Annotated in this window: 12 protein-coding genes; 6 read left to right on the forward strand and 6 right to left on the reverse strand. The window is 64.3% G+C overall.

The window, feature by feature from the left end:
• Window positions 1-67: 67 nt before the first annotated feature.
• Window positions 68-937, reverse strand: coding sequence for an AraC family transcriptional regulator (locus BMYO_RS11580; protein ID WP_158216984.1), 870 nt, complete (start codon window positions 935-937; stop codon window positions 68-70).
• A gap of 404 nt (window positions 938-1,341) precedes the next feature.
• Between BMYO_RS11580 and BMYO_RS09990 the strand changes: the two genes are divergently transcribed.
• The 4 genes from BMYO_RS09990 (at window position 1,342) to BMYO_RS10005 (ending at window position 9,836) form a co-directional block, all read left to right on the forward strand.
• Entirely contained in the window at window positions 1,342-3,597 is a 2,256-nt protein-coding gene (locus BMYO_RS09990; RefSeq protein WP_158216985.1) for an alpha-galactosidase, read from the forward strand.
• 184 nt (window positions 3,598-3,781) lie between these two features.
• The gene (locus tag BMYO_RS09995; protein WP_094668313.1) at window positions 3,782-5,236 is read left to right on the forward strand and encodes an L-serine ammonia-lyase; all 1,455 of its coding nucleotides are present in this window, start codon (window positions 3,782-3,784) and stop codon (window positions 5,234-5,236) included.
• A gap of 236 nt (window positions 5,237-5,472) precedes the next feature.
• On the forward strand, window positions 5,473-7,422 hold the full coding sequence (locus BMYO_RS10000; RefSeq protein ID WP_094668314.1) for a CocE/NonD family hydrolase: 1,950 nt from the start codon (window positions 5,473-5,475) through the stop codon (window positions 7,420-7,422).
• Between the two features lie 767 nt (window positions 7,423-8,189).
• Window positions 8,190-9,836, forward strand: coding sequence for a peptide ABC transporter substrate-binding protein (locus BMYO_RS10005; protein ID WP_094668315.1), 1,647 nt, complete (start codon window positions 8,190-8,192; stop codon window positions 9,834-9,836).
• 117 nt (window positions 9,837-9,953) lie between these two features.
• Here the strand turns inward: BMYO_RS10005 and BMYO_RS10010 are convergent, their stop codons facing one another.
• The 4 genes from BMYO_RS10010 to BMYO_RS10025 all read right to left on the reverse strand — a co-directional run bounded on the left by BMYO_RS10010 (window position 9,954) and on the right by BMYO_RS10025 (window position 18,863).
• Window positions 9,954-10,265, reverse strand: a complete 312-nt coding sequence (locus BMYO_RS10010) for a hypothetical protein (RefSeq protein WP_094668316.1) — start codon at window positions 10,263-10,265, stop codon at window positions 9,954-9,956.
• Between the two features lie 79 nt (window positions 10,266-10,344).
• Window positions 10,345-13,896 (reverse strand): DUF5695 domain-containing protein, encoded by a 3,552-nt coding sequence (locus tag BMYO_RS10015; protein ID WP_094668317.1) that lies wholly within the window; start codon window positions 13,894-13,896, stop codon window positions 10,345-10,347.
• Between the two features lie 183 nt (window positions 13,897-14,079).
• Window positions 14,080-16,398, reverse strand: coding sequence for a beta-L-arabinofuranosidase domain-containing protein (locus BMYO_RS10020; RefSeq protein WP_094668318.1), 2,319 nt, complete (start codon window positions 16,396-16,398; stop codon window positions 14,080-14,082).
• Between the two features lie 203 nt (window positions 16,399-16,601).
• Complete coding sequence (locus tag BMYO_RS10025) at window positions 16,602-18,863, reverse strand: alpha-galactosidase (protein ID WP_094668319.1); 2,262 nt, start codon at window positions 18,861-18,863, stop codon at window positions 16,602-16,604.
• Window positions 18,864-19,323: 460 nt separating this feature from the next.
• Between BMYO_RS10025 and BMYO_RS10030 the strand changes: the two genes are divergently transcribed.
• Together BMYO_RS10030 and BMYO_RS10035 are read left to right on the forward strand one after the other, a co-directional pair.
• Window positions 19,324-20,889, forward strand: a complete 1,566-nt coding sequence (locus BMYO_RS10030; RefSeq protein WP_158216986.1) for an oligopeptide:H+ symporter — start codon at window positions 19,324-19,326, stop codon at window positions 20,887-20,889.
• 361 nt (window positions 20,890-21,250) lie between these two features.
• A complete protein-coding gene (locus BMYO_RS10035; protein ID WP_094668321.1) occupies window positions 21,251-21,475 on the forward strand; it encodes a hypothetical protein in 225 nt (74 codons plus the stop codon).
• A 21-nt stretch (window positions 21,476-21,496) separates the two neighbouring features.
• Here the strand turns inward: BMYO_RS10035 and BMYO_RS10040 are convergent.
• Window positions 21,497-22,149: transposase (locus BMYO_RS10040; protein ID WP_143249168.1), on the reverse strand; the 653-nt coding region annotated here is incomplete at its 5' end.

The following is a 22,149-nucleotide window of genomic DNA, read 5'->3' on the forward strand; positions in this document are numbered from 1 at the left end:
AATCGTCATGGAACGCCATGGCCATGATTCGCCATGGGGGATTCATGGCTCCACAGCACCGGCCGATTCACGCGTTGTTGTAATGGCGCATCGTGAAGCTCGTGCGGTAGCGGGTGGGGGTGAGCCCGGTGTGCTGCTTGAAGACGCGCATGAAATACTTCGCGTCGTTGTAGCCGCTGGCCTCCGCCACCTGTTGCACGCTCATCGAGGTGGACAGCAGCAGCTCCTCGGCGCGTTCGATGCGGATCTTCGAGATCTGCGTGGTGATGCTCACGCCGAAATGCTGCTTGTAGATGGTCGACAGGTAGCTGGGGGAGTAGTTGAACTGATCGGCGATCTGATTGACCGAAATGTCCTCGAAGGCGTTGATGCGAATCCACTCATGCACCTTCTGCAGCGCATGGCGTTCACGCTGTTCGCTGTTCGCCGCGGCCGCCCGACCGGTGAGCGAGGCCACCTCGTAGAGCAGGCATGTGGTGAAGTAGTCGCAGTACGAGCTCGGCTCCGGATAGCTCATCTGATAGATGTCGAGCAACTGGTTGAACATGATCGTCAGCCGGTCGGTGTCCATCTGCGAGCTGGACAACGGCAGCACCAGCGAATGGTCGTTATAGGCGGAGGACGCGCCCATGCCGCCCGTCGCGTTCGATCGACGCCAGTGGCGGATACGGAAATGCACCCAGAAGAACTCAAGCGTATCGGTCAGGTATCCGCTGCCCTCATGCGGGGTCTGCGGCGGGATGATGAGGATGTCCTTGCCGCCCACGCGCAGGTCCTCGCCGCCCACGCGCAACGGCAGGATGCCACGCTTGACGAAGATCAGCTCGAAGCTGTTCAGGGTGCGGCGCTCGTGGATCCATCCCGGTGTGCCGATGAACTGGCCGGTCGATTCGAACGAGACCTCGGCCGCCGGCAGATCGGCGATGATCGTCGGCATGGCTGCACCCCCTGTTCGTCCGTCCGGCGGGCCTCGGGCCCGATATCCCCTCAATATCGTAGTGGATGCCGGTAGAGGCGTGGACTCTCCTTTTCTTCGAATAAGGTGTGTTTTTCTTCGTTCACCCGGTTTACGCGTCTGCATACGGTCGTTCACATCGACGGCGTATATGTGCGTATATGAGTATGGTGGTACGGCTACGTAGGTGGGTGGGCGACCGCGACCGGACGCCCGTCCGGTTCGGCCGGAGGAAACTGCGGCGGCATGAATCATGCCGCAGTTTTCTCCACCGAATCGAACGGTTGCCCGGCGCGCGATGCCATCGTACGCAATATGCTGAGTGCAACATCATCCGTGGAGTCATCCACACGACCGATCACCAGACCAGCGAAAGGCGGCAGGCCATGACGATTGCCTTTCTGGAACCCTCGCGACAGTTCCATCTGCGCAACCGATACGTCAGCTACGTATTGCGCGTGCTAGAGGGCGGCGAGCTCAATCATCTGTACTTCGGCGCGCGCCTCAGGGACGACGGCCCGCTGACCGACCTGCAGGAGATTCTGTTCCGCGACATGCTCGCCGTCAGCGATGACCGCGGACTGCTGTCGCTCGAACAGATCAGACAGGAATACCCGGTGACCGGGTCGGGCGACCTGCGCCCGTGCGCGCTGACCGTGTGCGACGAGCGCGGCTCGCACGTCGCCCGGCTCACGTATGCCGGACATACGATCGTCAACGGCAAGCCGGCCATCCAGGGGCTGCCGTCCACCTACGTCGAGGATACGGGCGAGGCGCAGACGCTGGAGATCATCCTGCGCGACGATGCGCTGGGATTGCAGGCCGTGCTCCGGTACTCGATCTACGAGGACCTGCCGGTGATCACCCGCAGCGTGCGTCTGGAGAACGTGGGAGCCCATCGGCTTGCCATCGAATCGGCGTACAGCTGCTCGCTGGACCTGCCGGACGCGGAGTGGGACATGCTCACGCTCACCAACGCGTGGTCGCGCGAATGCGAGGCGACCCGCGTGCCGTTGCGCGTCGGCGGGCAGCGCGTTTCCAGCCTTGACGGACGCAGCAGCCAGCACGCCAACCCGTTCGTGATGCTCGCCCGACCCAGCACCGACGAGCTGCACGGCGAGGCCATCGGCATGAGCCTGGCCTACAGCGGCAACTTCAACATCGAGGCGACGGTCAGTTCGTTCAACGGCGTGCGCCTGCGCGCCGGCATCAACCACGAGCTGTTCCGTTGGCGGCTGGAGCCAGGGGAGCCCTTCCAGACCCCGGAGGCGATCGTCGCGTACTCCGACCACGGACTGAGCGCGTTGAGCCAGACCTTCCACACGCTGCTACGCACCCGCATGTCGCGCGGCCCGTGGCGCGACCGGCGCAGCCCCGTGGCGCTCAACACCTACGAGGCGCTGTACATGCGTGTGGATGAGCGAAGCGTGATGGAGCTCGCCGACCAGGCCGCGGATCTCGGCATGGAACTGGTCGTGGTGGACGACGGCTGGTTCGGCCACCGCGACTGGGACGATTCGTCCATCGGCGACTGGACGCCGGATACGGACAAGTTCCCGCGAGGGCTCAAGCCCGTGGCCGACCACATCCACGGGCTCGGCCTCAAGTTCGGCCTGTGGTTCGAGCCGGAGATGGTCAACCCCGATTCCGACCTGTACCGGGCCCACCCCGACTGGGTGCTCGGCGACGCCACGCGCGAGCTGAGCATCGGACGCCACCAGTACGTGCTCGACCTGACGCGCGACGAGGTGCGCGACCACATTCTCGACGCGATGTCGACGGTGATTGCGGACAACGACGTGGACTACATCAAATGGAACATGAACCGCTCGCTCTCCGAGGTGTTCTCCGCCGCGTGGCCCGCCGACCGGCAGGGCGAGATCTACCACCGGTACGTGCTCGGCTACTACGACCTGCTGTCCCGACTGCTCGAACGATTCCCCGAACTGCTCATCGAGGCCAGCGCGGGCGGCGGCGGGCGTCTCGACCCGGCCGTGCTCGCATACTGCCCGCAGTACTGGATCTCCGACTGCACCGATGCCATGGAGCGCGTCAAGATTCAGTACGGCACGTCGCTCGCCTACCCGCTCGGGGTGATGTCGAACCATATCACCCCGGTGCCCAACGCGCAGACCGGCCGGTCGGCGTCGCTCAAGACCCGCGGCGACGTGGCCCTGTTCGGCGTGTTTGGCTACGAGCTCGATCCGCGCGCCTGCACCGAGGAGGAGCGGCTTACGATCCGCGGGCAGATCGCGCTCGCCAAGGAATACGCGGAACTCGTGCGCTGCGGCGACTTCTACCGGCTGCTCGATCCGTTCCGCTCCCGCACGGCCTCCTCGCCGACGGATGTGGCGTGGATCGTGGTCTCGCGCAATCGCCGCGAGGCGCTGGCCGGGTACTACCGCAACCGTGTGGGCGTCAACGTGCCGGTGCGGTATCTGCGGCTCGCCGGGCTTGATGAGAGCGTGCGGTACGCGGTCGATGAGATCGGCTTCGACGTGGAGCGTCGGCCGCGCTACGGCGACGAGCTGCAGCGGGTGGGACTGGCGATGACCGACGGGTCGAACAGCCAGCTGCATCCGCGGGTGCCGCTCGGCGACAATCTCTCGCGCATCTTCCACCTGCACGCCATCGAGGAGTAACGGCGAGAAGTACGGGTGCGTGGGTCGCGGGCGAGGAGCGGGGAGCGGCCGGATGCATACGAGGCGGTCGGTCGCCGGCCCGGTGTGCCGCGTACGGACGCGGTCGGCGTGGGGCGCCCGCTGTGATGTGCGGCGATTCAGGAATTAAGGCTAGTCAAGGCAATCCGATGGGAAAGGAGTACTGATGTTCAGCATTCTCGACATGTTCAAGATCGGCGTGGGGCCCAGCTCCTCGCACACGGTGGGCCCGATGTGCGCGGCCCACGCCTTTGCGGAGTCGTTGAAGGACAGCGGCCTGCTCGGGCGCGTGGCCCGCGTGCGCAGCACCCTGTACGGCTCGCTCGCGCTGACCGGCATGGGCCACGGCACCGACCGCGCCACCGTGGCGGGTCTTGAAGGCAACCTGCCCGCCACCGTGGACACCCACCATGTGCTCACCATCAAGCAGGAGTGCGAACGCACCGGCAAGCTCATGCTCGACGGCACGCACGAGATCGACTTCGACTACGAGCACGACGTGGCGTTCGAACTGTGGCAGCGTATGGCCGCGCATCCCAACGGCATGCGGTTCCAGGCGTTCGACGCCGCCGGCAACCTCGTCGACGAGCAGGTCTGGTATTCGATCGGCGGCGGCTTCATCCGCAAAGGCCACCCGGACGACCTCATGATCGGCATCCACGACCGTCCGCCGGAGGGTACCGCGTTCGCCGACGAGGACGAGTCCGCCACCGACTTCGGCCCGCAGGTGCCCTATGATTTCACCTCGGGCGACGAACTGCTCGAGATCTGCAAGCGCGAGCACATGCCCATCGCCGACGTGGTGTGGGCCAACGAGATCGCGATGCGGCCGGCCGAGCAGGTGCGCGCCGACCTGCTGCGCGTGTGGCAGGTGATGCGCGAGTGTGTGACCAATGGCTGCACGAGCGAGATGAAGACGTTGCCGGGTGGCCTCGATGTGCCGCGCCGCGCGCCGAAGATGTACTCCCGGCTCGCCTCCAACAGCGACCTGCTCAACCGTCGCCGCCGGGTGGACGCGGTGCTCGAATCCTCGGACGCCGCATGGGTGGACCTGTTCGCGCTGGCCGTCTCCGAGGAGAACGCGGGCGGCGGCCGCATCGTCACCGCGCCGACCAATGGATCGGCCGGCATCATCCCGGCCGTGCTGGAGTACTACTGGCATTTCGTGGATTCGGCCGACGAGGACGGCATCGTGACGTTCCTGCTCACCGCCGGCGCCATCGGGTACCTGTTCAAGCGCAACGCCTCCATCTCCGGCGCCGAGGTCGGCTGCCAGGGCGAGGTCGGCTCGGCCTGTTCGATGGCCGCCGCCGGCCTGTGCGCGGTGATGGGCGGCACTGTGGCGCAGGTGGAGAACGCGGCCGAGATCGGCATCGAACACAATCTGGGCCTGACCTGCGATCCGGTGAGCGGACTCGTGCAGATCCCCTGCATCGAACGTAATGCCATGGCCGCCAACACCGCCATCAACGCGGTGCGCATGGCCATGCTCGGTGACGGCTCGCACATCGTCACCCTCGACCAGGCCATCAAGACCATGAAGGACACCGGCGAGGACATGATGGCCAAGTACAAGGAGACCTCCCAAGGCGGGCTCGCCGTCAACGTGGTCGAGTGCTGAGGGTCATACATCAGTTCCCCTCACTTAAGCTCCCCTCTCTGAGGGGAGCCGTCTGCATAGCCGACTGAGGGGAGCGGAAAGCCCGGTAATCGCCCCACTCGTACGCCTATTACCCGAATCGGGAAGAATCTTCCACCTAAAACAGGGATTCCTGCACATATTCGCCGTCCCCGCGTGGGTATTTTGACGGGAAATCCCATGAATCAGGCAAACATCAGGTAAGCGGGGAACCGAATATGACCGATGAACAGTACTCCTACGAAAACGCGATCCGCGAGTTCGTCTACATCGAACTGCCGTTCGACGGCGATGCGGATGGACGCAACGATCTGGTGCGCGCGGACATCATCCGCCCGCGCGAACTGGACGGCGTCGAGAAGATTCCGGTCATCATGGACCCGAGCCCGTACTACTCGCTCTACCCGCGTCACGGCGAGATGATCGAGTACGCGCACCCGGAGGACAAGTGGAACAGCCCGCTCAAGCAGTTCACCTTCTTCTTCGACAACTACTTCGTGCCTCGCGGCTACGCGGTCATCCTGCTGAGCACGTCCGGCACGTCGCTGTCCGAGGGGTTCTGCGACATCGGCGGCCCGAAGGACGTGGCCTCCGCCAATGCGGTGGTCGACTGGCTCAACGGACGTGCCAAGGGATACCTGACCCGCGACCGCCGCACGCCGGACAACGAGGTGAAGGCCGACTGGGCGTCCGGTCTGGTCGGCGCGATCGGCAAGTCCTACGACGGTTCGGTGCCCAACGGCATGGCCGCCACCGGCATCGACGGGCTCAGGACCATCGTGCCGATCTCCGCGATCTCCAGCCAGTACGACTGGTACCATCCGCAGGGCGTGCTGCTCAACGGCGACGACGCGGACGGCGCCTGGTGGGAGCCGGACAACTTCGCCGCCAGCCTGCAATCGCCCGCCGAAGGCCGTCTCCAGCGGTTCAACACCAAGGGCGGCTGGCAGCGCCTGCACGACGGCTCGGACAAGAAGCACCGCAGCTACAACGAGTTCTGGGCCGAGCGCGACTACCGTTCACATGTGGACCGGTACAAGGCGAGCGTGTTCATCGTGCACGGCGTCAACGACCTCAACGTGATGATGAACCAGGTGGGCACCTACTGGAAGGCGCTGGGGGAGTACGGCGTGCCCCGCAAGATCTGGCTGCATCAGTACGCGCATGACGACCCGTTCGACGTGCGCCACGACGCATGGCTCACGACGTTGGAGCGTTGGTTCGACTACTGGCTCAAGGACATCGACAACGGCATCATGGACGAGCCCGAGGCCTCCATCGAGGACCCGGACGGCAACTGGCACGAGTACCCGAGCTGGCCCGTGCCGGGCGCGGTCGACCACACGTTCGGCGTGGCCGGCGGTGAGGACGCGCGGCTGGGTGTGCTGGGCGCGTTGGACGCGCTGGGCGGGGCCGGGGACGAAGATGCGTCGTCGGCTGCGTCGGCTTCGGCGGGCGTGGTGGCGGCGTCGGGCGTGACTGCTGCGTCGGCCTCGACTGGCGTGGCGGTTGATGAGGCATCGGCGGGTGTGGCGGTTGCGGCGGCGCCGGTCTCGGCGGATTCCGACGAGCCCGCGCATGTCGCCGTCATCAAGGGCGCGCGCATTCCGGAACTCACGCGCTTTGCCGAATTCGCCAAGGCGCACGACGACCGCCTGCTGTACGTCGGCGAGCCGTTGGAGCGCGACTGGCATATCTCCGGCACTCCGCACATCAGCCTGCGTGTCAAGGCGTCCGCGCCCGACACCAACCTGTGCGCCTCGCTCATCGAATACGGCGAAGGCAACTACGTGCAGGTGAGCGAGGACATCCACGCCCTCGTGGAACTCACCGAAAAGCGTCCGCCGGTGGGCGGCTACACCGACGACGACAAGGCGTCGTACGTGGTGTGCGTGCCGCGCAAGTCCCACGAGATGCAGAACATGGTCACCCGCGGCTGGATCGCCACCGCGCACAAGGATTCGTTCAGCGAGTTCACGCCCACGGCCGTGGACGAATGGTATGAGATCGGCTTCGACCTGCTGCCCACCGACTGGACCGTGCGCGCCGGCCACCGCCTCGCGCTCGCCATCTACAACAACTCGAAGCGCCTCGCCGCCGTGCCGCTCTCCGATTTCACCGTGGACCTCGATTCCGTCCGCCTCACGGTGCCTTTCGTGGCTGCGTAGGTTGGGTTGGCCGGCACCGGTCTGTTTGCACGGTGACGGCCAACCCGGTCGGTGCCTCGCTGATTTGGTTGGTGCCGTTTATCCCGTCTCCTTGATTTGCTCGGTTGCCTAGGCCTATTCAATCTCCTCAGCGGCCGTTTCCTACCAGAAGGCGGCTGTTTCCAGTAGAAAACAGCCGCTGAGGAGACGGTGAGCGGCCGTTTCCTACTGAGAGTCATGCTCTTCCAGTAGAAAACAGCCGCTGAAGAGCGAGTAAGCGTCCCTTTTCTACTGGAAGCGCATCTCTCCTGGTAGAAACCGGCCGCTGAGGAGCCGATAAGCGTCCGTTTCCTGTCAGGAACACGTCGCTTCTGACGGAAAACGGACGCAATCGGGCTTTCTAGCGTCCGGATTCTGTCAGGATCCGCTGGTCCTGACCATTAACGGACGCTGAGAGGCGGTTTTGCGTCCGATTATGGTCAGTAGTCCCTCACTTCTGACAGAAACCGGACGCTGAAGAACCCACGGGCAACTCACGGGAAGATAAGGACTACGGTTGGTGGATTTTTCTGGGGTGGGGTGGAGTCCTCTTCTGGAATCGGCTGGAAATGGTCATCGGCAATGAAATCGGGCCGATTGCGTAACAATCACGAACCTATACTCCCTGACCAAAGGCGGGGTGCGGTCCGGCTCTCGGGATCTCGCGCATGGGTGTTGTCAGACCTCTGCGCGACCGATGAGAAGAGCTGGCCGCGACGCCCCGCCGAGGAACAGGAAGGAAGACTCCCATGATTATCAGGCACAAGCGCATAGCCATGATCTCGGCGGCCATGCTGTCCGTCACCATGCTTCTCGCCGGCTGCGGCGCGGGCTCCAATGGCGCGTCCGCAAGTGGCGGCGCGGGCGACAACATCATCACCATCTCCACGGTCGAACCGCAGAAGCCGCTCGTCCCCGGCAACACCTATGAGGCGGCCGGCGGCAACGTCAACGACATGCTCTTCTCCGGACTGGTCGGCTTCAAGCCGGACGGCACCGCGGTCAACGAGGTGGCCGAGTCCATCACGCCGAATGCGGACAACACCAAGTTCGACATCGTGCTGAAGTCGGGGTGGAAGTTCACCGACGGCACGCCGGTCACCTCCGAAAGCTTCACCAAGGCGTGGAGCTACACGGCCAACGCCAAGAACGGCCAGCTGTGTGCCAGCTTCTTCTCAATGATCAAGGGTTACGACGACTTGCAGGACACCTCCAAGCTCAAGGGTGATGAGCAGCTGTCCGGCCTGCACGTCACCGACGACACGCACTTCAGCGTGGAGCTCAACGCCCCCAACTCGGTGTTCCCGGTGATCCTCGGTTATTCCGGCTACTACCCGGTGCCCGAATCCTTCTACAAGGACCCGGAGAAGTTCGGCAACAACCCGGTGGGCAACGGCCCGTACAAGTTCAAGTCGTGGGAGCACGGCCAGAGCATCGAGCTGGTGAAGAACCCCGACTACCAGGGCAACTTCAAGCCGAAGAACAACGGTCTGACCTTCAAGATCTACACGTCGAACAGCTCCTCGTATGCCGACGTGCAGGGCGGCAACCTGGACGTCTCCGCCACCATCCCGCCCTCGGCCGTCAAGACCTTCCAGAAGGATTCACGCCTCAACGCCTACAGCAAGCCGAGCTCCGGCATCGCCACGTTCACGATTCCGTCCACGCTTGAGCACTTCACCGGCGAGGAGGGCGTGCTGCGCCGTCAGGCCATCTCGATGTCCATCGACCGCAAGATGTTGTGCGACAAGCTGCTCGCCGGCACCGCCACGCCGGTCAAGGACTTCTCCGCCCCGCCGATCTCCGGCTACTCCGACAGCCTCAAGGGCAACGAGAATCTCGAATACAACCCGGACAAGGCCAAGGAGCTGTGGAAGAAGGCCGATGAGATCAACCCGTGGAGCGGCAAGTTCACCATCGCGTTCAGCACCGACGGCGATATGAAGCCCATCTACGACGCCGTGATCAACGAGATCAAGAACACGCTGGGCATCGACGCCGCCACCGCCCCGATGCCCACCGGCAACGAGTTCCACGAGGCCGTGACCGACCGCAAGATCAAGGGCGCGTTCCGCGCCGGCTGGCAGGCCGACTACCCGTCCATCGAGAACTACCTGACGCCGATCTTCTCGTCCGGTGCCGCGGACGGTAAGGGCTCGAACGACGGTGACTACAAGAACCCCGAGTTCGATGCACTGCTCGATCAGGCCGCGCAGGCCTCGGACGTGGACAAGGCGAACTCGCTGTACCAGCAGGCCGAGGAGATCCTGCTCAATGATCTGCCGCAGATTCCGTTGTACAACCAGAACGCGAATGCGGTCTTTGGCAAGAACGTGAAGAACGTGGAGCCCAACTGGAAGGGTGTGCCCACGTTCTTCGAGATCACCAAGGCGTGACGACGCCGATCCGACGGCACGCCAGGTGTGTGTAGCACACGGGCATCGCGTCGCAATACGAAACGGCTGGCAGGACCATTCGCAGTCCTGCCAGCCGTTTCATACCGTCGCTACCAATCAGGCCTTCCAGAAGCGTTTGACCACCATGATTCCATCGGCCACGGCGAACGCGACGATTGCTGCGAGAGGGAAAAGCGCGGCCATCGGAGAAGCATAGAAATCGGCCACATCGATGTCTATCGCGCCGCGCAGATAGACGAACGACATCGACGGGACCAGCAGCAACGCTACAGCCTGCAATGCCAGAGCCGTCGCATACAGACCAAGATTGATTGCGAGCCGGTTGCCTGACAGCCGAAGCAAAACGACCGATATCGCAATTGCCGCAACTAGGCCAATGACAAACAACAATGCCGGAACGCTGTCCATTGATCCTCACTTCGTCAAGTGGCTATGCATTTCCTTTCAGTATAGGAGGGAGGGCAATTCTCATATTCGGCCGCCGGTCTCAGCTGAGGCTGATGGCGACCGGTCCGTCGGACACGGGGATGGTGAGGTCGCGCCCGCAATGACGGCCGATGGTCAGGACGGCGCCGTCGTGGGTGAAGGCGCGCAGGGTGGCGCGGCCGTCGAGCGCGTTGGTGACGTCGAGGGTGATGATGGTCCGGCCGGATTCGCATTCCTCGATGGTCGCACTGGCGTACCGGGCGCCGTCGAGCATCACATGGATGCGGTCGGCGGCGGACCGGATGAGATGGAACCGCCGGTTCACACCGTCGGTGGGCGTGATGTGGGTGATTCGGGTGCCGACGACGCCGCGCGTCACATTGACGTCGGCCTGATTATCATCCGATTGCGTGCCGCCGTATACCACACGCCCGAAATCCGGGTCGTCGGCCACGACCGTCGCGGCACCGCGCAGGTAGCCGCAATAGCCGAGATCGGTTTCGCAGCCGTAGATCCAATAACCACGGTCCGCGGGCTGGCCGAGCCAGGTGGTGGCGTAGGGGAGCGGCTCGAATCCGCCGCTGGAGGCGCCCTGGTTTTCGGCGCCCGGGAACCAGTATCCGTACCCGCTCGCCTTATCGCCGGCGTTGACCAGCGCCCACGAGCTCAGCAGCGACGCCGAGGCGAGCCGCAGTAGCCCGAACGGCGAACCGTCCGCGTACAAGGCGTCCTGCAGCAGCGACCATCCGCCCATCTGCGACATGTAACTCAACGTGTACTGCATCGTGTCGTTGCGGATGTCGGAACCGGTGACGTAATAGCCGTTCTCCAGCCATCCTCGGCAGGCGATGTTGCAGGCGCGCTGGTAGCGGTCGAACCGCTCCACGTCGCCGGCTCGGTACGAGGTCGCGGACCGTCCGTCCGTGTTCCACACGCGCATCGCATGGCCGCGTCCCCAGTCCACCACGGCCTGCGTGGTCTCGAACCCGGTGGTGTCGAAGGCGTATTCGGAGCCGAACAGGTCCTTGGCCTGACGGATGAGGAAGTCGGCCTTGTGGTTCCAGTACGCCTCCAGCTGGGCGGCGCGCACCGGTTCGTCCTCGACGCGCAGCGCATCGATCACGTCGGCGATGACCAGTTCGTTGTAGTAGCCGGTCCTGTACGGCGACGTGTTGTCCAGCTTCGACTCGTAGTCGTAGCCGACCTCGTCCGGATACCGGTACATCGCCGTGAACGTGCCCCACGCGCGCTTGAGGTATTCGCGTGCCGGCAGTGCGGTCCATTCCGGTTTGCGCACGGCGATCCGGTACATCATGAACCAGGTGAGCGCCACATGCGGGTAGTCCCACAGACGTCCGATGTGCAGCTGCTCATTGCCGTTGAGACCGCGATGGTCGCGCAGGTTCTTCCAGTCCGGTACGCCGTAGACGCCGTACGGCCACTCCTCCTCGTCGGTGCGCTGCAGCCCGCCCCACACGAACGAGCCGAGATACCGGTCGAGCGCATGCACCTCGTCCTCGACCGGGTGCTCGGCGTTCTTCGCCGCGAGGAACGCCGGCTTGGCAAGGCCAGGGTCGTCGCAGGTGACCTCGTAGATGCGCCAGCCCTTGATCTCGTCGTAGTTGTCCGGGTTGAGCAGTGCGCCGGTCTTCGTGTTGCGTTCCTGCAGCAGGCCGTCGTACCACTTGTCCGGTGCGTCGGCCTGGCAGCGTCGCAGATAGTCTGCGCGCGAGTCGATGAGTTCGCCGACCGGCAACGTGGCGAATAGTTCCAGATAGCCGACGTGGCCGTCGCCATAGCGCAACGTCAGCAGGTTCTCGCCGAGCCGGTCAAGCCGCACGCCGTAGATGCGACGGAACACGCCGTGACGTCCGTGACGATTCCCGTCGTCGCCCATGCCGTTGCCGTCGCCTGTGCCGGCGTAACTGCCCGTGGCCCCATCGCCCGAACCCGCGTCGATCACGCAATCCTCGACCAGCCGAATCGCGGTCTCGTCCGGATGCTCGGCGGTGAGCGTGACGTCCGCATACCGGGAGTCGATCTTGATGAGCGCCTCGGTGCCGCGCGGAAGCGTATAGCCGGGCACCACCTGCACGTCGAGCTTGCCATGGGCGATCAGTTCGCGTCGCGCCTCGTCGTATCCGTCCACCCAGAGCAGATCGAGGCCGAATGCGCGCCGCTCGCCGGGTGCCAGGGTCAGCGAGCTGGTCGGCAGACGCCAGCGCCCGCCCTCATGGGTGCGGGCTTCGGCCGCCGCCGCGTCGCCATGCATGTGGATGCGGTACACCTCACGGGTTTCGCCGTCGCGCGTCGGCTGTTTGCCAAGATCGAACAGCTCCCAACGCACGCCGTCTGCGGGGATGCCCAGCAGATACGGCGGCTTGCCGTCGGAAGGCGTGGCCAGCATGAACGAGTTGTCGCCGGCCACTTGCGTGTGACGAATCATGCGCTGCGCGGCGTCCACGCCCCACGCCATGCGGCTGTTCAGCGGCACGGCCATGCCCACATCGGTCAGGGTCAGCGGTTCGCTGCCCGTGTTGGCGAGCGAGACCGTCGCATGCAGCGTGCGTCCGTCCAGTCGGAACGACAAGGTGGCCTCAAGCGGCCCGTCGCGGAATACGGCGTCGCCGTCCGCGTCGAGATGTCCGTTCAGGCCGGCCGTCGAGAACTTGCGATCGTTGTCATACGTGATGGTGACATCGCCGAAGCCCATGTCCGGGTCGATGGCCTCGATGCCACCGGCCGGCGTGGTCAGTGAGGAGAGGCGGCCGTCCGTGATGACCGCCGACTGGTAGCCGTTGGTCAGGTCGTGGCTCGCGTGGATGGATTTCGGGTCGTCCAGCAGGAAGTGGTAGAGCGAATCCATGCCATTCGCGCCGTCCGAGAAACCGCGCGGCGTCTGCGCGAATCGCACGAGGAAGGACGCGATATCGTTCTCGCTCGATGCGAACGTGAGCAGTATGGTGAACGATTCGGCCTGGCCCGGTGCGAGCGTGAGCGTACGGGCCGGTTCATGCCAGTGCGTATACGCGTATTCCGGTGCGCCGCGCCGGCCTGCGGAACGCAGATAACAGCGATATGCGGACGGGCGCAACGGCTCCACCAGCTCGAATTGCGTCGTGTCATATGGCATGACCAGCAGACGGAAGTCGCGCTGACCGGCGTAGGGCAGCAGCAGGAAGGCGTCGGGGGAGTCCAGCGGGGTCGGCCGGTCGTCGGGATGGGTGATGGATGACGGATTGTGTGCCGTGTGAGTACCGGATGCGTTGACTCCGGCAACTAAGCCGCGGGAGACGATATCGGCGGGGAGGTATGCGTTCGGGGCTGTATCGTCGACGCCGAAGTCAGCGTACAGATCATCAAGCGTGACCGGTCCATCCCCGTCGTTGCGCACGGTGACCGTGAGACTGGCGAAGACGTCGTCCATCGCGCCGTCGATGGCAACCGTCACGCCAATGCCGTGCGCATCGGGCTGGCCGGTCAGGGTTCCGGTCGTGACGCGCGAGCCCGACGCCGTGACGCACACGGCTCCCACAGTGATTGGGGCCAGCGGGCAGGCCGTGCCATGGGGGTCGGTCAGCGTGAAACGGCCATCGTCGGTGATGATCTGCATGGTGTTCTCCTTTACGGATTACGGACGGATTATGGACGTCGATATGGAATCGGCTCTCCTCCGAAGAGGAGAGCCTGATGCGGCGCAATCGCCCGCTGCGCCTGCGAACAATCCGCCGGATTACTCGCTCGGTGTCTGCCCCTCACCTGAGAGGGGCAGACACGGCAGGGCGGACTCGGCGAATCACTTCACGCGCACGTAGGCGTGGTAGTGCTCGAACTCGATCTGCTCAAGCGGCACGAACTTCAGGCCGGTGGCCTGATGCGTGAAGGTGAGTGTGCCGGGTTCGCGCACGAACGCGGCATCCGGGTCGGACTCGTTCACCGGCACGTCCAGGTACTTGGTCTCGTCGCTCAGGGCGGCGAGCACGTACGGGCCCCAGGCCACGGCCGCCAGCTCCGGACGGTCCGGGGTGGGGAACAGGTGCATGTGCGGCTCGAAGTCGAGCTCGATGCGCGCGCCGTCGAAGGTGTCGAGGCCGAGCTCGTCGGCGGTGAACGCCAGCTCGCCGGAATCCGTGCGGGCGGCCTCCACCACGATGGGCTCCACGGCCTCGCCGTTCATGCTCACCGCGACCTTGCCGTCCACGCTCCAACCGGGCACGCGCAGGCGCAGCGTCTTCTTGGCCAGATGCTCCACGTCGATGGTCACATGCTCGGGCTTGACGTCCTCCACGCTCACCGTGAGCTTCGCGGCCTCGTCGTCCAGTGTGCCGTTGAGGTATAGGCGCACGTACAGCGCGTCGGCGTCCGTGTAGTAGGCGCCTTCCGCGTAGTAGAAGTGCGATTCCAGACCGGTGCCGTGGCAGCAGCTGTTCTCCACGTCGAAGCTCTTCTGGCCGCCCGGCTGAGTCTGGAAGAAGTACAGGCTGCCGCCCTCGGGCACCTGATCGGTGGACGCCGCGATGTGGTTGACCGTGGTGCGCTCGTAGTAGTCACCGAACTTGGCGTCCTCCGGGAAGTAGCGGTACAGCTCGGCGGAGAGCTTGAGCATGTTGTACGAGGCGCAGCTTTCCGCGGTGTTGTCGAAGATCAGGTTGCCGATCTCGTCGGGCTGGTGGAACATCTCGCCCTGGCCGGTGCCGCCCAGCGCGTAGATGTGGTGGCCGAGCACCGAGTCGTAGAAGAACTTCGCCTGGTCGAGGTAGTACGGCACGCCGGTGGCCTCGAACAGCTTGACCGAGCCGATCACCTGCGGGATGTGCTGGTTGGCGTGCATGCCGCCCAGCGAGTCCACATGCTGGCGCATCGGCACCATGAGGCGGTCGTTGTCGAACAGGCGGGCCGCAGCCAGATGCTTCGGCTCGTGGGTCAGGGCGTACAGGTTGGCGAGCGACTCGTTCATGCCGCCGAACTCGCCGGCGATGTACATGCTCCACATGTTCTGCAGCTGCTCGTGCGGCAGCTTGGACAGGCGGTCGTAGGTCCAGTCGCCCACCTTGGAGGCCACGTCGAGCGCGGTCTGGTTGCCCGCGTAGTTGTAGGCGTCGATCAGGCCGGCGAGGATCTTGTGCAGCGTGTAGTACGGTGCCCAGATGGTCGGGTAGGGGGCGTACTCCTGCAGCTTGTCGAACTGGAACTCGGAGTAGGCGGAGAGGAAGCCGGGGTGGATGCCCTCCTTGCCCTCGAAGGCGTCCTGCACTTCGGCGAGCGAGGCGACCACGTAGTCGAGCTTCGACTTGATGGTCTCGTCGCCGCTGGCCGCGTAGGCCAGGGCCAGCGCGGAGAGGTAGTGTCCGGTGGTGTGGCCGCGCAGCAGGGAGTCCGGCGCGTCCCAGCCGATCATGTCCGGTGCGCCCTTGGTGTCGAGGCCGGCGGCACGACGGAATTCGACGAGCATCTGATCGTCGTCCACGGTACGCAGGAACTCCAGACGGCGGGCCTGATTGCGGGCGAGGAAGCCGTCGCCGGTCAGGCGGACGTGGCTGATGGACACCGGGCTGACCTTGGCGGTGGCGTCCACCGGGGCCTGCGGGTCCTCGGCGTGCACATGCACGGTGGCGTGCGCGTCGATGGTGCTGCCGTCGATCAGGCCGTGGAAGCTCTCCTCGCCGGGCTCGCCCGCGGTGTGCTCCACGCCGTCGTCCCAGTTGATGCGCTGGGAGAGCAGGCGGTCGTCGTCGGTGCGCACGGCGGCGAACATCGGCAGCTCGAACGTGGAGCCGGCCTTGACGTTCAGCTCGATGGGGAAGAACTCCTTGACCTTGATCTTGTTGGCCTGTTCGAGCACCTTGACGGTGAACTCGCGGGTCGCGGTCGCGTCCCCGTGGGTGAGCGTCGCGGTCAGCGTCACGTCGCGGTCGCCGCGACCGTATTCGGGCATGTGCACGGTGCCGTCGGTCTGAATCCAGCGCTCGTCGCTGGTGGCCCAGGTGACCGTGGAGCCGTTCTTGCCCTCGGTGGGCAGGGTCAGGTCGAATTCGACGGTGCCGGTGTTGCCGATGTACAGCAGCTGCGCGTCGGCGTCGACAATCTGCTGGTCGGTGAGTGCGGTGTCGCTCATGATGTTCCTTTCGGTTGGATTGATGGGATGGATACGGGTGATGGATGGAATGGTTACGGGTGATGGTGGTTGGTGGCTTGGCTCCCCTCAGTCGCCTGCGACGACAGCTCCCCTCAGAGAAGGGAGCCAACCGACCGGGTTCGCGTTGCGGACGGTGAACCGGGACAGCTTCTCTCGGAGCGAGGGGAGCCAAGGTAGGGGGATTACAGCGCGGTGAGGCGGAAGAGCCGGGAGAGGTTATCGCCGCCGGGGATCTTCGAACGCCATTCGCCGGACGAGCCGTCGATGAACGTCAGACCCACCTCCTCGAGCTCGTCGCCGTAGCGCGGACGCCACGGATTCGTGTCGAAGCCGATTTCCTCGACCTGGTACTTGGCTGTGCGGTCGAGCCCGGCGAGCTTCAAGTGGAACGGCATGAGGTTCACGCCAACATGTGTGCGGTAGTAGCCCACCAGCGCCTCGCGACGGTCGGGGGAGACCACCATCCATGCGGCGTGCGCCATGCCGAACGCCGGCTCGAGCGCGAACGGGCTGATGAGGCGGTAGAAGTCGCCGGTGGCCACCAGCGAGGCGTACTTCTTATCCAATGCGATCTGCTCGCGGATGGCCTCGCGCTCGGCATCGTCGGTCACCGTGCGCGGGTCGAGCTCGTAGCCGAACGTGCCGAAGTAGGCCACGTCCGCACGGGTCTTGAGCGGCGAGATGCGGCCGGTCTGCGCGTTCGGCACGGCGGAGACGTGGTTGCTCATCATGCTCAGCGGATAGACATAGGAGGTGCCGTACTGGATCTTCACGCGCTCCATCGCGTCCGTGTCATCGGAGATCCACGCCTGCGGCGCGTAGGCGAGCACGCCCGGGTCGATGCGGCCGCCGCCCGAGCAGCACGATTCGATGAGCATCTCGGGGAAGTCGCGGTTGAGCCGGCGCAGCAGCTCATAATAACCGAGTACGAAGCGGTGGTACACCTCGCCTTGGCGCTCGGTCGGCAGCGTGGGGGAGTACACCTCGGAGAGCTGGCGGTTCATGTCCCATTTGATGTAGTCGATGCCGCCCTCGCGGATGGTCTTCGCCATGATGTCCTCGAGATAGTCGATGACCTCCGGGCGGGTCAGGTCGAGCAGGTACTGGTGGCGGCCCACGCTCAGCTCCACATCCGGGTCGCCGAGCACCCAGTCGGGGTGCGTCTCGAAGAGCACGCTGTCGCGGCTGATCATTTCCGGCTCGAACCACAGGCCGAGCTTCAGGCCCAGCGCATGCACGCGCTCGCCCACCGGCTTGAGCCCGTTCGGGAACTTCGCCGGGTTGGCGAACCAGTCGCCCAGCGAGGTGTCATCGTAGTTGCGATGGCCGAACCAGCCGTCGTCGATCACCAGCATCTCGATGCCGAGGTCCTTGGCGCTTTCGGCCAGCTCCACGAGCTTGTCCTCGTCCATCTTCATGTAGATGGCCTCCCAGGTGTTCACCACGATCGGGCGGCGACGGTCGCGCCACGGGCCGCGGGCCATGCGCGTGCGATACAGCCTGTGGTAGGTGCGGCTCAGGGCGCCGAGGCCGTCGGTGGAGTAGGCGAGCACGGTCTCCGGCAGCTGCAGGGATTCGCCGGGCTCCAGACGCCAGCGGAACAGCTCCGGATTGATGCCGATGCGCAGGCGTGTGCGCAGGTAGCTGTCCACATGCACGTCGGCATCGAAGTTGCCGCTGTAGGCCAGCGAGGCGCCGATGGCCGCGCCGTGGGTTTCGGTGGTGTCCGGGCGGGCGAGCACGAGGAACGGGTTGGCGCGATGGCTGGTGTGGCCGTTGAGGCTGGCCACGCCCTGGTGGCCGGGGCGCAGGTGCGCGCGGGTCGGCGTGCCCTCGCGGCCCCATTCGCCGGTCAGGGTGATGAGATCCCAATCGCTGTCCGTGAGGTCGAGGTCGGCGCTGTAGGCGGCGTCCACATCGACCGGCTTGCCGTAGCCCTTGCCGGTGTTGGTGACCTTCACGCTGCGGGCGATGGCCGGGAAGTCGGCGAACAGCGTGTACAGCAGTGTCACCTCGAGGCCGAGGCGGGCGTCCTCAAGCGTGATCGCGAGGGTCTGCGCCTCGCCGTCGTCCTCGGTGTAGGTGGAGGGCAGGCCCTCGAGCTCCGGCTTGCCGTCCGTGATTGTGTAGCCGGTGTAGAGCGGACGAATCACATGAGAGCCACGCGTGTCGGTGATGGCCAGCGCGGTCGGGTTGAGGTCGCCCGAACCGGCGGCCGGATACTCCAGATGCTCGTCCTCGATGGAATAGGCGTCGGCGGCGTCGCGGGTGAGCAGCCCTTGGCTCGGCGGGGTCTTGAGATCCGCCAGGTCGCCGTCGTCGGTGAGCCTGGGGCCGAAGTACACATGGCTGAGCTCGCCGCCCGGCAACACCCGCATCACATAGCTGATGGAGTCGTTGCGCAGGTGGAATTGCCTGGCCTGCTCGTTGAACTGGATGGTCATTTGGTCCCTCCTTGATTGGCGTGAAGGGCTGCGATGCCATGAGGCGGTGTATGGTGCGAAACCGTGGCATCCATGCCAAATCGTTGCCCTCAGTGTATGGGGAAACGATTCGCATCCGCACTCGCCACTCCTGCGATTAGGTGGATAAATCTTCGCCGTGCGGTTTGGTTCCCGCCGGGGGTGCCGCAGTACGGAACAAGCGTCATGGGAGGGATGTGACGGTCGTCGCGGTCGTCGCGGTCGTCGCGGAACCTGGGTTGACGAATCCTCATGTAACGGCAATGTTTCGTTCATCCCGGTACGCATGAATATCCACTTTTTTCGTGAAAAGTGTACCCGATGTTAGGAAAGCATCAGTTTACCGTTGGAGCCAGCGCAGATGTTCGCGCACAGTTACATATCCATCAATCGAATACGCATGTATTCCGCATATCCGGCTCCTCATACAAGGAGGTACGCAATGGCTGAAACGAAACAATCCGATGATGCCGCCGAAGGCATCGTCCTCGACGAAGACGGACAGAAGGTGACGACGGCCGAAGAGCAGGAATTGGAGAACATTCGCAACGACCACTCCTTCCTCGGCTATCCGAAGGGCATCGCCCCGCTGACCGCCAGCAACTTCTTCAACTCCATTTGCTGGGCCTCGTACAACGCGGTCCTGCTGTTCTACCTGTACAAGCCGTGGACGGAGGGTCTGGGCTTCACCCAGGGCGAGGCCGCCCAGCTCATCGCCTCCGTGGCAGCCATCAACTCGGTGTTCTCGATCGTCGGTTCGTGGCTGGGCGACCGTGTGTTCGGCGCGCGCAAGGCCATCGTGATCGGCAACATCATGAAGGGCATCTCCTGTGGCCTGCTTGCCCTGCCGGCGTTCTCCCTGAGCCAGGGCCGTGTGTTCGCCATCGTCGGCATGGTCCTCATGAACCTGCCGATCATGGGTGCATCGAGCGCCGCGCTGACCGGTCTGCTGTTCCACCGCAAGGACAGCCGTCGTGACGGCGCGTTCTCGATGTTCACCATCGCGAACAACATCGCCGGCTTCATCACCCCGGTCATCGCCGCGCAGCTGGGCCTTATCAACTACCACTGGGGCTTCCTCATCGGTTCGATAGCCGCGTTCATCATCGCCGCCTGCATCGGTCTGCCGGGCAAGCGCGTGTTCGGTTCGATCGGTTCCAAGCCGTCCCGCCCGCTGAGCGAGGCCGAAAAGAAGAAGTACGGCTTCGGTGCGCTCATCGTCGTCGCGGTGATTGCGGCGGCCATCGCCATCGCCGTGGGCGCCGGCAAGGCCTCTATCGGCACGCTGGCCACCACCATCAGCTCGTTCACCTTCGTGATCGCCATCGTGTTCTTCGCGGTGATCTGGCGTTCGAAGCGCATCAAGGGCGTGGAGCGCCGCCGTCTGGGCGCGCTGTCCCCGATCATCATCATGCAGATCGTCATCGGCGTGGACTACCAGCTGCAGGGCACGACGTTGCTGATGTTCCTCGACCAGCGCATCAACCGCAACTTCTTCGGCATCGAGATCGCTCCCGGTTCGTTCAACACCATCGTGTCCATCTTCGCCTTGCTTGCCGGCATCTTCTACACATGGCTCATGGCCACCAAGTTCGGCAGCGGATGGAAGTCCGTGGACCGCATGTGCTTCGGCTTCGGCTTCTCCGGCGTGGCCAACCTGCTGCTCATCGTGCCGACCGTGGTGCTCTTCCCGCAGACCGCCAAGTACTCGGTGATATGGCTGCTCATCTACTACGTGGTCGGCAACTTCGGTGGCTTCCCTTACTGGGTCGCGGCCACGTCACTGGTCGCCGCCGGCGCGCCGAAATCCTACGAGGCACAGCTGCAGACCGACTTCACGTTGTCCGCCGCCATCGGCACCGCCATCTCGCTGATCATCTTCGGTCAGCTCAAGACCCTGGACGCGCAGTTGCCGCTGTTCTGGATCATCGCCATCTTCGAGCTGGTGGTCACCGCAGGCGTCTTCCTGTTCCGCAACAAGATCCAGGACGCCATCATGGGCGACTGATCGCGGCATAGCCCGTTCTTGTCTCCCTTGTGGAGAAAGCCCCTTCCGCCGTATGCGGGAGGGGCTTTCTCTGTGTTGTACGGACATTCGCGACCAGTACTGTCTCGCTCATCACGGCACCCGATGTTGTGCTGTCGAGGGGGGAGCCGGGGAATCATTGGGCGCTCGCGTAACGACCATGGAACGGGGGTGTATCACCGCTGTAACGCCGGGATTGCAACACCGACGGACAAAGGAATATCCACTTTATGCGATATTTGTTCACCGTGCCGTGCCCCCGTTCTGCCTTACGTTATTGCTAACGCTTTCTTAACGGCGTGAAAAGACAAGGCTTACAGCCATCCTTTCAAGGAGGTAAGAAATGTCCGATCAGAAAACAACTGACAGCGTCAAAGACGACGGGACATTGATCGTGGACGAGGACGGCGAGAAGGTGACTTCCGCCGAGGAGAAGGAACTCAACGACCTGCGCGCCGACCGCTCGTTCTTCGGATATCCGAAGGGCATCGCGTCGCTGGCCGCAGGCAACTTCTTCAACTCGATTTGCTGGGGCGCATTCTTCGCGGTCCTCATTTACTATTTGTGAGGCTTGTGCTGTTTTCGTGGGTTAGGTTGTGGGCTTTGGTAGTCGGATGTCGAGGCCGCCGCATCGGAGCATGATCAGGGCGATGAGGTTGTCCACGTGGTGGAAGCCGTAGGCCATGCGGATGGTGACCTTGATCCTGTTGTTGAACGCCTCGAGTCTGGCGTTGGAGTAGCCCAGCTCGATCGTGCGCAGGATGTCGGGCCGCCGTCTGCGGATCTTTTGGGAGAGTTCGACGATCTCGGGGATGCGGCTGTGGGACGCCCAGAACACCCAGTGTTTGAGTTCCGCGGTGGCCTGTCCGAGCGGGTGCTTGAGCAGGTTCCTCAGCAGTTCCTTGAGCTGCCATGCGCGGTAGAGCTGGCCCTTGGGATCCGTGTTCCTCAATGCGGCGAGGGATTCGTCCTGCCGGTCGGTGAGATGGTCGGGGTTCTTCAACACGGCGTATTTGACGCCGCGCATGCGCTTGACGCCCTCCTGGTCGCCGCCGCGCCTCGCATCGTTCCACAGGCGCTTCCTGACGTCGTCGAGCGCGCCGGTCATCCAGCTGACGATGTGGAAGCCGTCGAGCACGCGCTCCGCGTTCGGGCAGTGCTCCTTGACGCATGAGTCGATCCACTTCGCGCCGTCGCCGGTGACGACCCGGATGGATGCGCGCTGCTCGGGCGTGAGCTGCC

This window comes from Bifidobacterium myosotis, from assembly GCF_002259745.1.
In the GTDB taxonomy this organism is placed as follows: Bacteria; Actinomycetota; Actinomycetes; order Actinomycetales; family Bifidobacteriaceae; genus Bifidobacterium; species Bifidobacterium myosotis.

Bases quoted from the DNA above. Each gene is read 5' to 3' on its own strand.
- BMYO_RS11580 (WP_158216984.1), bottom strand. From the start codon at position 937: ATGCCGACGATCATCGCCGATCTGCCGGCGGCCGAGGTCTCGTTCGAA.
- BMYO_RS09990 (WP_158216985.1), top strand. From the start codon at position 1,342: ATGACGATTGCCTTTCTGGAACCCTCGCGACAGTTCCATCTGCGCAAC.
- BMYO_RS09995 (WP_094668313.1), top strand. From the start codon at position 3,782: ATGTTCAGCATTCTCGACATGTTCAAGATCGGCGTGGGGCCCAGCTCC.
- BMYO_RS10000 (WP_094668314.1), top strand. From the start codon at position 5,473: ATGACCGATGAACAGTACTCCTACGAAAACGCGATCCGCGAGTTCGTC.
- BMYO_RS10005 (WP_094668315.1), top strand. From the start codon at position 8,190: ATGATTATCAGGCACAAGCGCATAGCCATGATCTCGGCGGCCATGCTG.
- BMYO_RS10010 (WP_094668316.1), bottom strand. From the start codon at position 10,265: ATGGACAGCGTTCCGGCATTGTTGTTTGTCATTGGCCTAGTTGCGGCA.
- BMYO_RS10015 (WP_094668317.1), bottom strand. From the start codon at position 13,896: ATGCAGATCATCACCGACGATGGCCGTTTCACGCTGACCGACCCCCAT.
- BMYO_RS10020 (WP_094668318.1), bottom strand. From the start codon at position 16,398: ATGAGCGACACCGCACTCACCGACCAGCAGATTGTCGACGCCGACGCG.
- BMYO_RS10025 (WP_094668319.1), bottom strand. From the start codon at position 18,863: ATGACCATCCAGTTCAACGAGCAGGCCAGGCAATTCCACCTGCGCAAC.
- BMYO_RS10030 (WP_158216986.1), top strand. From the start codon at position 19,324: ATGGCTGAAACGAAACAATCCGATGATGCCGCCGAAGGCATCGTCCTC.
- BMYO_RS10035 (WP_094668321.1), top strand. From the start codon at position 21,251: ATGTCCGATCAGAAAACAACTGACAGCGTCAAAGACGACGGGACATTG.